At 69.1% G+C, this 7,316-nt stretch carries 10 protein-coding genes; 6 read left to right on the top strand and 4 right to left on the bottom strand.

The window, feature by feature from the left end; all coding sequences use genetic code 11:
- Positions 1-485 (top strand): hypothetical protein (locus ACYVE7_RS25610; protein ID WP_460367964.1); only part of this gene is annotated, 485 nt, incomplete at its 5' end.
- A gap of 17 nt (positions 486-502) precedes the next feature.
- The gene (locus ACYVE7_RS25605; protein ID WP_460367961.1) at positions 503-1,438 is read left to right on the top strand and encodes an inositol monophosphatase family protein; all 936 of its coding nucleotides are present in this window, start codon (positions 503-505) and stop codon (positions 1,436-1,438) included.
- Between the two features lie 109 nt (positions 1,439-1,547).
- Here ACYVE7_RS25605 and ACYVE7_RS25600 read toward each other — a convergent pair whose 3' ends face one another.
- Positions 1,548-1,946 (bottom strand): DUF6069 family protein, encoded by a 399-nt coding sequence (locus tag ACYVE7_RS25600; protein ID WP_460367959.1) that lies wholly within the window; start codon positions 1,944-1,946, stop codon positions 1,548-1,550.
- Between the two features lie 131 nt (positions 1,947-2,077).
- Between ACYVE7_RS25600 and ACYVE7_RS25595 the strand changes: the two genes are divergently transcribed.
- The 3 genes from ACYVE7_RS25595 (at position 2,078) to ACYVE7_RS25585 (ending at position 4,763) form a co-directional block, all read left to right on the top strand.
- A complete protein-coding gene (locus tag ACYVE7_RS25595; RefSeq protein ID WP_460367957.1) occupies positions 2,078-3,217 on the top strand; it encodes a sensor histidine kinase in 1,140 nt (379 codons plus the stop codon).
- Positions 3,205-3,864 carry a response regulator gene (locus tag ACYVE7_RS25590; RefSeq protein WP_460367956.1) on the top strand — a complete coding sequence of 220 codons (660 nt, stop codon included), beginning with the start codon at positions 3,205-3,207 and terminating at the stop codon, positions 3,862-3,864. The genes ACYVE7_RS25595 and ACYVE7_RS25590 overlap by 13 nt, the downstream gene beginning before the upstream one ends.
- Positions 3,865-4,193: 329 nt before the next feature.
- A complete protein-coding gene (locus ACYVE7_RS25585) occupies positions 4,194-4,763 on the top strand; it encodes a YdcF family protein (protein WP_460367955.1) in 570 nt (189 codons plus the stop codon).
- Positions 4,764-4,896: 133 nt separating this feature from the next.
- Here ACYVE7_RS25585 and ACYVE7_RS25580 read toward each other — a convergent pair whose 3' ends face one another.
- From ACYVE7_RS25580 to ACYVE7_RS25570, 3 genes are all read right to left on the bottom strand, one after another.
- On the bottom strand, positions 4,897-5,289 hold the full coding sequence (locus tag ACYVE7_RS25580) for a VOC family protein (protein ID WP_460367953.1): 393 nt from the start codon (positions 5,287-5,289) through the stop codon (positions 4,897-4,899).
- Positions 5,258-5,584, bottom strand: coding sequence for an ArsR/SmtB family transcription factor (locus ACYVE7_RS25575; protein WP_460367951.1), 327 nt, complete (start codon positions 5,582-5,584; stop codon positions 5,258-5,260). The genes ACYVE7_RS25580 and ACYVE7_RS25575 overlap by 32 nt, the downstream gene beginning before the upstream one ends.
- 76 nt (positions 5,585-5,660) lie before the next feature.
- A complete protein-coding gene (locus ACYVE7_RS25570; RefSeq protein ID WP_460367949.1) occupies positions 5,661-6,179 on the bottom strand; it encodes a hypothetical protein in 519 nt (172 codons plus the stop codon).
- 316 nt (positions 6,180-6,495) lie between these two features.
- On the opposite strand from ACYVE7_RS25570, the gene ACYVE7_RS25565 reads away from it, so the two are divergent.
- Positions 6,496-7,242 (top strand): SDR family NAD(P)-dependent oxidoreductase, encoded by a 747-nt coding sequence (locus ACYVE7_RS25565; protein WP_460367948.1) that lies wholly within the window; start codon positions 6,496-6,498, stop codon positions 7,240-7,242.
- Positions 7,243-7,316: the final 74 nt, after the last annotated feature.

Here is a 7,316-nt window from a genome sequence, read left to right as displayed (position 1 = left end):
GGGCTCCAATCGGAGCCCGCTTCTTGGTTTCCCCAACTACTCGGTCCCTCGCTCTGCTAAGGCACCAGGAGTCGAGTGAAGTCGGGCTCGTCCTCGACGACCTCGGCCAGGGCGAGTTCGGCCCACACGAAGTGGCCGAGCGCGTCACTCCCACACGCCCCGGTGATGACCGCGAGTTCGGAAACGATGGCCAAACCGCGCCCACCGACCGCGAATCCCGCCAACTCCCCGAACTCCTCGAGATCGTCCAGGCCATCAAGACCATCATCCGGCCGGGCCCGATCACCGAGATTCGCGCTCGCTACCCTGGCGCGGAGATCTACTTCGCCGTGTTCGGTGCCATGACCAAGGGGCGTGATCTTGAAGTGTTGAGTTTTGACGACCTGAGCGGGGCAGGGATCATGCGGGCGGCCGGTCTGGCGGCTGTCTTCGTGGCGGCGACGATGAGTCCGCCGGGTATCGAGCCGCCCCTCGAACTGCGCTGACGTTCAAGGAGCAGCCGATGCCATCAGCACCGCGCTTTCCCGAGCTTGCGGGGCGGCTCGCCGGCCTGGTGAGGACCGTGATGGGGGAGATCCGGCCGCGGCTGATCGAAGGTGCGGTGAGCGGCCGGTACGGAGAGAGCAGGAACGAGCGGCATTCCGGCAACTTCCTGTCCAAGCACGACCTGTGGATGCACGACCGCTACCGCGAACTTCTCACCCCGATCATGCCTTCCTACGTCTACGCCTCCGAAGAGGCCGACCCCCAGGTCGTCGGCGACGACCCAGAGCCCGACCTTTGTGTACTCGTCGACCCCCTCGACACCAGTGAACTGGCCGTCCGCGCCTTGCAGGGTTACACGCACGTCATGGTCTACTCGCGGGCTCTGTGCAGGTCCGTGGCCGCTGTCGTCGGCGACATCTACCATCACGTTCAGCTGTACGTCGCGGGCCGCAACAGTGACGGCGCGGACGAAGCGCACCTCGTCACCGCGGACGGCGGCACCTACCCTCTCAACGCCTCACCGACCGCTTCGCTCCCCGAGGCCCTGGTCACCAACTTCCTGATGAAGCCCCCGCGGTTCCGCGCACTCGCAGCGCAAGGACGTCTCATCGACGCCCTCGACCAGCCCTCCGCCGACGGGGCGGGCCGAGGACGGATCGGCGTCGATTTCGGGTCCGTCAGCCTCTGCCACGTCGCCGCCCGTTTCACCGAAGCCACCGTCGAGTTCGCCAAGGGCTTCGCGATCTGGGACCTCGCGCCCGGCCACTACATCCTCAACGCCGCAGGCGGCACCGTCGTCGACCTCGCCGGCGCACCGCTGCCCCTCGATTACGGCCTCAACAGCCTCGCCCAGATCACCTACGCGATGAACCGCCGACAGACCTTCATCGCCGCAGCCAACCCCACCCTCGCCGCCCAACTCGCCGAAATCATCTCCCCCTCGCCCGAATGAGATCGACCGAGAGCCGAGCCTCCGGGTACGCGCAGCGTTCGAGCTCGACGGCTCGGGGTGGGCCAGTCTGAAGGCGCCAGGGGCCGAGACCTGGCGCCGTCAGCGCGGGTTAGTTGTGGGAGGTCCGCGCGAGGGAGGGGATCAGGACTGAGGCCGTCACCAGGTGCATCGAGATCAGGGTGAGGGCTGTGGTGAGGGTGGTGGCCTGGGTGAGGGGGCCGGTCAGCGACAGGAGGAGGGTTGTGGTCGCGGTGATCGTCCAGTTGCGGCGGGGGTGGGTGGTGAAACGTTCGAGGACGGCCAGGAGCGCCCAGCCGGCCAGGCCGGCGCAGAGCGCGGACAGGACGACCGCGACCAGGCCGATCTCCTGGACGGCGCCGTTCCGGTGGACGGTCAGGTCCAGATGCGCGGTGGAGGCCCAGACCACGAAGGAGGACACGGTGGCTGTCAGGACCGAGGCGATGCGGCGGGGCCGGCGGTGGGCGGTGCAGGCGGTTGCTGTCGTCATGGGAGGAGCTTCGCCGCCGGAAACCACCACGGGCATCGGCCGGGCGGCCATGGCGTCCGCTACCGGAGTGGGGGCGTTCCTAGACTTTGGTCGGTGTCGCCGGAGCGGCTTCCCGGCCTAGCGTGCGGGCCATGGACGAAGACGCGCCCGGCCTTCCGGGGAAGAAGCCCACGCTCGTTCTGACCGTCGCGATCGGCGCGCTGGGCGGCCTCGCGTTCTTCGGGTCGCAGACCGGCTGGCTACTCGTGCTCGACCTGTGTGTCTGGGCGCTGAGCTGCACCATCGTGCCCGTGATGCTGCGAGGGTCGGTGCTCGCGGGGGTGGTGCTCAACCTCTTGGCGGTGCTGTCTCCGGTCGCGACGCCGGCGGCCAACGCGAGCGCGCTGATCGTGGCCCAGCGGCGGCCCTTCGCGGTGGCGGCCAAGGTCGCGGCCGTGGGGATCGGAGCGCACGCCGTCCGGGGAATCCTGCGTCCCGCCGACGGCATCTCCTACGGCTGGTGGCTGGGGCTGATGGCCGTCGCGTATGCCGCGCTGCTCGGCTGGGGGGCGCTGACGCAGGCGCGGCGGGCGCTGATGGGCTCACTCCGGGAGCGGGCCCGCCGCGCGGAGGCGGAGCAGGGACGCAGAGTGGCCGAGGCGAGGGTGCAGGAGCGGGCCGCGATAGCCCGCGAGATGCACGACGTCCTGGCGCACCGGCTGTCCCTCGTGGCGACCTACGCGGGCGCGCTGGAGTACCGGGCGGACGCCTCGCCGGAACAGGTCTCCCGGGCGGCGGGCGTGGTCCGCGAAGGCGTCCACCAGGCGCTCGTCGAACTGCGCGAGGTCATCAGCGTGCTCCGCGACTTCGATTCCGTTGCGGAGGACCAGCGGCCGCAACCCGTGCTCGCCGACATTCCGCGCCTGGTCGCGGAGGCGCACGAGGCCGGTGACCAGGTGCTGCTCGACGACCGGACGGCCGAGGCGATCGCCGTCCCCGCGGCGGCAGGACGCGCCGCCTACCGAGTCGTCCAAGAGGGCCTCACCAACGCGCGCAAACACGCGAACGGTCAGCCCGTGCGGGTCGTGCTCGACGGGCGGCCCGGCGAAACGCTCACCATCGACATCTCCAACACCATGCTCGGGGACGAGCCGGCGCAGCTCGTCCCCGGCAGCGGCTCGGGGCTCATCGGCCTGACCGAACGCGTGCAGCTGGCGGGCGGACGGCTCGACCACGAGATGATCCCGGGCAGGGAATTCCGGGTACATGCCTGGCTACCATGGCCGAAATGACGACAATTCGGGTGCTCCTCGTCGACGACGACGCGCTGGTCCGGGCGGGCCTGGAGATGATGCTGGACGGCGCGAACGGCATCCAGGTGGTGGCCCAGGCCGCCGACGGCGACGAGGTGCCCGGCGCGGTGGCCGCGCACGCGCCCGACGTCATCCTGATGGACCTCCGGATGTCGCGCGTGGGCGGTCTCACCGCGCTCGCCCGGCTGCGCGCCACCGTCCGCCCGCCTGAGGTCATCGTGCTGACGACCTTCGACACCGACGACAACGTGCTGCGGGCGTTGCGCCTCGGCGCCGGTGGATTCCTGCTCAAGGACAGCCCGCCCGCGCAGATCGTCGAGGCGATCCGCCGGGTCGCGTCGGGCGAACCGATCCTCTCGCCGAGCGTCACCCGCCGGCTCATGGACCGTGTAGCCACCCAGGCCGACGCCTACGAGCGAGCCAGGAAGGCCCTGTCCGGCCTGACCGGACGCGAACGCGAGGTCGTCCTCGCCGTCGCACAGGGCAGCACCAACGCCGAGATCGGCACGGCCCTCCACCTGAACGTCGCCACCGTCAAAGCGCACATCACGCACATTCTGACCAAGCTCGCGCTCACCAACCGCACCCAGATCGCCCTCCTGGCCCACGACGCCGACCTGATCTAGCGGGCGGCGACCGCGAGCCGGCTGTTGTCGAGACGCACCGGGCAGATGGTGCGCACCGTCGAAGCCGCCTTCTGCATCAAAGCCGGAGATGGGCTGAACCGCACGCTCACGAGCTACTACCGTCCAGAAGGCGTCGAGGGCGCACCGCTGGTCGATGCCTCGGCAAGGCGGAGGTTTCGCCAGGGGCGGCCTCGCGGTTCACCTGGTCGTACACGTTCAAGATTCCCGATTGAGGAGAGAGTTTGGGTGACCGGATTCTGCCCGAGGCTCACCGGTCGGATGTCCGGACTCTCTGGGATTATCACGACCTGGGCCATCGGGTCCGGCCGGTGGACATCGCCATCGGGCTCGGCAGCCACGACATCGGCGTCGCCACTCATGCCGCGGAGCTCTTCCATCGGGGGTTCTTTCCGCACATCGTCTTCAGCGGAGCCAACGCGCCCACCACGGTCGGGAGATTTCCGCGCGGTGAGGCCGTCCACTACCGCGAGCACGCTCTCGCGCTCGGGGTCCCCGACGAAGCGATCCTCATCGAGACCGCGGCCACCCATACCGGTCAGAACATCGAGTTCAGCCGAAAGCTCCTCGTGGACGAGGGTATCGACGTCCGGTCGGCCGTCCTGATCTCACGGCCGTACCAACAGCGCCGCGCCTACGCCACCGCGAAGAGGCTCTGGCCCGAACTCGACGTCCTCTGCTCCTCGCGCCCGCTGCCCCTCGACGACTACATCGAGAGCATCGGCGACGTCGACCGCGTCATCAACATGCTCGTCGGCGACACCCAGCGCATCAGGGAATACCCCCGCCTCGGCTACGCCATCCCCCAGGAGATGCCCAAGCAGGTCTCCGACGCCTACACCCGCCTCGTCGCCGCCGGCTTCACCCACCGCCTCATCTGATCGCTTCCGCTCGTCCGGCGCACGTGATCGGCGTGACGCAGAGCCCAAGATCGCCTCGACCTGCGGCATGTGGACTGTTTCGGGCGGTGAAACGGGCGACATGCCGCAGGTCGACACGATCATGGTGGTGGGGTCAGGCGGGTTTGGTGGCTAGTTGGATGAGGTTGCCGCAGGTGTCGTCGAAGACGGCGGTGGTGACGGGGCCCATGTCGACGGGGGCCTGGGTGAAGTGGACGCCGAGGGCGCGGAGGCGGTCGTATTCGGCGGTGACGTCCTCGACAGCGAACTGGGCGAGGGGGATGCCGTCCTCGAGGAGGGCGTCGCGGTAGGGCTTGACGGCGGGGTGGCCGGAGGGCTCCAGGAGGAGTTCGGTGCCGTCGGGTTCGTCGGGGGAGACGACGGTCAGCCAGCGGTCCGTGTCGCTGATCGGGACGTCGTGCTTCTTCACGAAACCGAGGACCTCGGTGTAGAAGGCGAGCGCCTTGGCCTGGTCGTCAACGAACACGCTGGTCAGATGGATCTTCATGGGGTGCCTCCGGTCCGGATGGGTCGGGTGTCGGCCACCGCTCGGCGATCTGCCGGAGCGGAGCCGTGTTCAGGTCATGGAATTTGTAGCGGCCTTCCCGCCTCGTCTCGACGAGCCCCGCCGCCTCCAGCACGCCCAGATGCTGCGAGACGGCCTGGCGTGACATCCCGAGCCGGTGCTTCATGGCCAGCCGTGAACAGATCTCGAACAGGGTCTGCCCGGACTGCTCGGCGAGCTCGTCGAGGATCGTGCGGCGAGTCGGATCGGCCAGGGCCTTGAAAACGTCATCGCCCATACTCCCAGTATAGGCAAGTCACCGCTTGCCTGTACTGCCTCAGGGTCTTCTATCCCAGGTCGGCACGGAGTGATCGCTACTTGCCGGGGAGCTTGGGGGCTTCCGGCCCGCGGGTCTTCGGCGGGGCGGGTGGGTCGGACTTGTTCTCTTTGACCTTCTTGGCGAGGTCGCTGAGCTTTGTGAACCGCCGGACGTCGGCCTGGAAGGATTCGGGAGCCGGATGCTCCTCGCCCAACGGGGTGACGACGCCGTCCTGGCCCATGATCGCCAACCCTCCCTGGTGGGTGGTCAGCCGGTAGTACTTCGCCTCACGCGGGTCGAGGTGAAGGAGCTTGGCGTCGCGCTGGTGGTAGAAGCCCTTCCAGTGCAGGAACCAGAGAGCCTGCCCCTTCGGCAGGATCTCGCGGAGCTCCGAAGCGAACGCGGTGGGCTCGCCCTGGGCCGGAGCGTCGAACTCGACGGTGATGTCGTCCAGCCCGTCGACCTTCCGGCCCGAAAGGATCTCGACGGGCTTGAGCACGACCCCCACCCACGAGTGCGCGTCGTCGCCGGTGCCGACCGAGCGGGTGGCCCGCACGTCGACCACCTCGGCCACCGTCACCACCTGAGAAAGCCTGATGCCCTCCACAAGAGACCGCGGCTCGTCGCCCCACCTCGCCTGAACCCGAAACCGCTCATAGAACTCCACCGCACCGGGATCAGCAGCGTCCGAGACGGCCGGGGCAACGGTCTCACCACGACAACCCGACAACGACACGGCCAACGCGACTACGACAAGACCAGAACCGCGAAATCTCGGGGCATGCAACACGTTCCACTTCCCAGTGTCTGGAGCGGGATCAGGGGAGCGATCGCTTGCGCGACCAGCCTAGGGGCTGGCAGGGAAGTAGAACTTGTTCTACTGTCGCGCCATGCGCTTTGAGGGTCGGGTCGTGGTGGTGGCGGGCGGCGGCAACGGGATCGGGGCCGCGGTGGCCAGGCGGCTGGCGAGAGAGGGGGGCCAGGTCGTCGTCGGGGATCTCGATCTGGGGGCCGCCGAGCGGGTCGCCGGGGAGATCGGCGGGACGGCCGTCCAGTACGACCAGGCCGTCGAGGAGTCGGTGGCCGGGCTGATCGGGGCGGCCGTCGAGAAGTACGGACGGCTCGACGGTCTCCTGGCGAACGCCGCCGACATGGACGCGATCGGCCGCGACACCGACGCCGTGGACGTCGACCTCGACGTGTTCGACCGCACCATCGAAGTCGACCTGAAGGGCTATCTGCTCCTGACCAGGTACGCCGTGCCGCATCTGCTGGAGCGGGGCGGCGGCGCGATCGTCTACACGTCGTCGGGCGCGGCGTACGCGGGGGAGCGCGAGCGGGTCAGCTACGCCGCGGCCAAGGCCGGGGTCAACGCGCTGATGCGGCATGTGGCGTCGAAATGGGGCAAGAAGGGGATTCGGGCCAACGCGGTCGCCCCCGGCCTGGTCCTGACGGCCCCGGTCCGTGACGCGCTGCCCGAGGAGTTCCGGGCGGCGGTCCTGAAAGGGCAGAAAAGCCTCAGGCTCGGCGACCCTGACGATGTGGCCGCGGCCGTCGCCTATCTGCTGTCGGACGACGCGTCGTGGGTGCTCGGCCAGGTGCTCAGTGTGGATGGCGGGGCGATCCTGCGGCCCTGAGCAGGTCGGCGAGCGCGAGCGCCGCGGGCAGCGGCGACGGCGGCAGCGCCAGATGGACGGCGCGCGCCGGGCTC

It is taken from the genome of Actinocorallia lasiicapitis, assembly GCF_054778695.1.
The sequence above is the reverse complement of the archived record's forward strand: the minus strand, read 5'-3'. Positions and strand labels throughout refer to the sequence as shown.

What these genes read in the sequence shown, in the direction of transcription:
- ACYVE7_RS25605 (WP_460367961.1), top strand. Translation starts at nt 503, where the DNA reads ATGCCATCAGCACCGCGCTTTCCCGAGCTTGCGGGGCGGCTCGCCGGC.
- ACYVE7_RS25600 (WP_460367959.1), bottom strand. Translation starts at nt 1,946, where the DNA reads ATGACGACAGCAACCGCCTGCACCGCCCACCGCCGGCCCCGCCGCATC.
- ACYVE7_RS25595 (WP_460367957.1), top strand. Translation starts at nt 2,078, where the DNA reads ATGGACGAAGACGCGCCCGGCCTTCCGGGGAAGAAGCCCACGCTCGTT.
- ACYVE7_RS25590 (WP_460367956.1), top strand. Translation starts at nt 3,205, where the DNA reads ATGGCCGAAATGACGACAATTCGGGTGCTCCTCGTCGACGACGACGCG.
- ACYVE7_RS25580 (WP_460367953.1), bottom strand. Translation starts at nt 5,289, where the DNA reads ATGAAGATCCATCTGACCAGCGTGTTCGTTGACGACCAGGCCAAGGCG.
- ACYVE7_RS25575 (WP_460367951.1), bottom strand. Translation starts at nt 5,584, where the DNA reads ATGGGCGATGACGTTTTCAAGGCCCTGGCCGATCCGACTCGCCGCACG.
- ACYVE7_RS25565 (WP_460367948.1), top strand. Translation starts at nt 6,496, where the DNA reads ATGCGCTTTGAGGGTCGGGTCGTGGTGGTGGCGGGCGGCGGCAACGGG.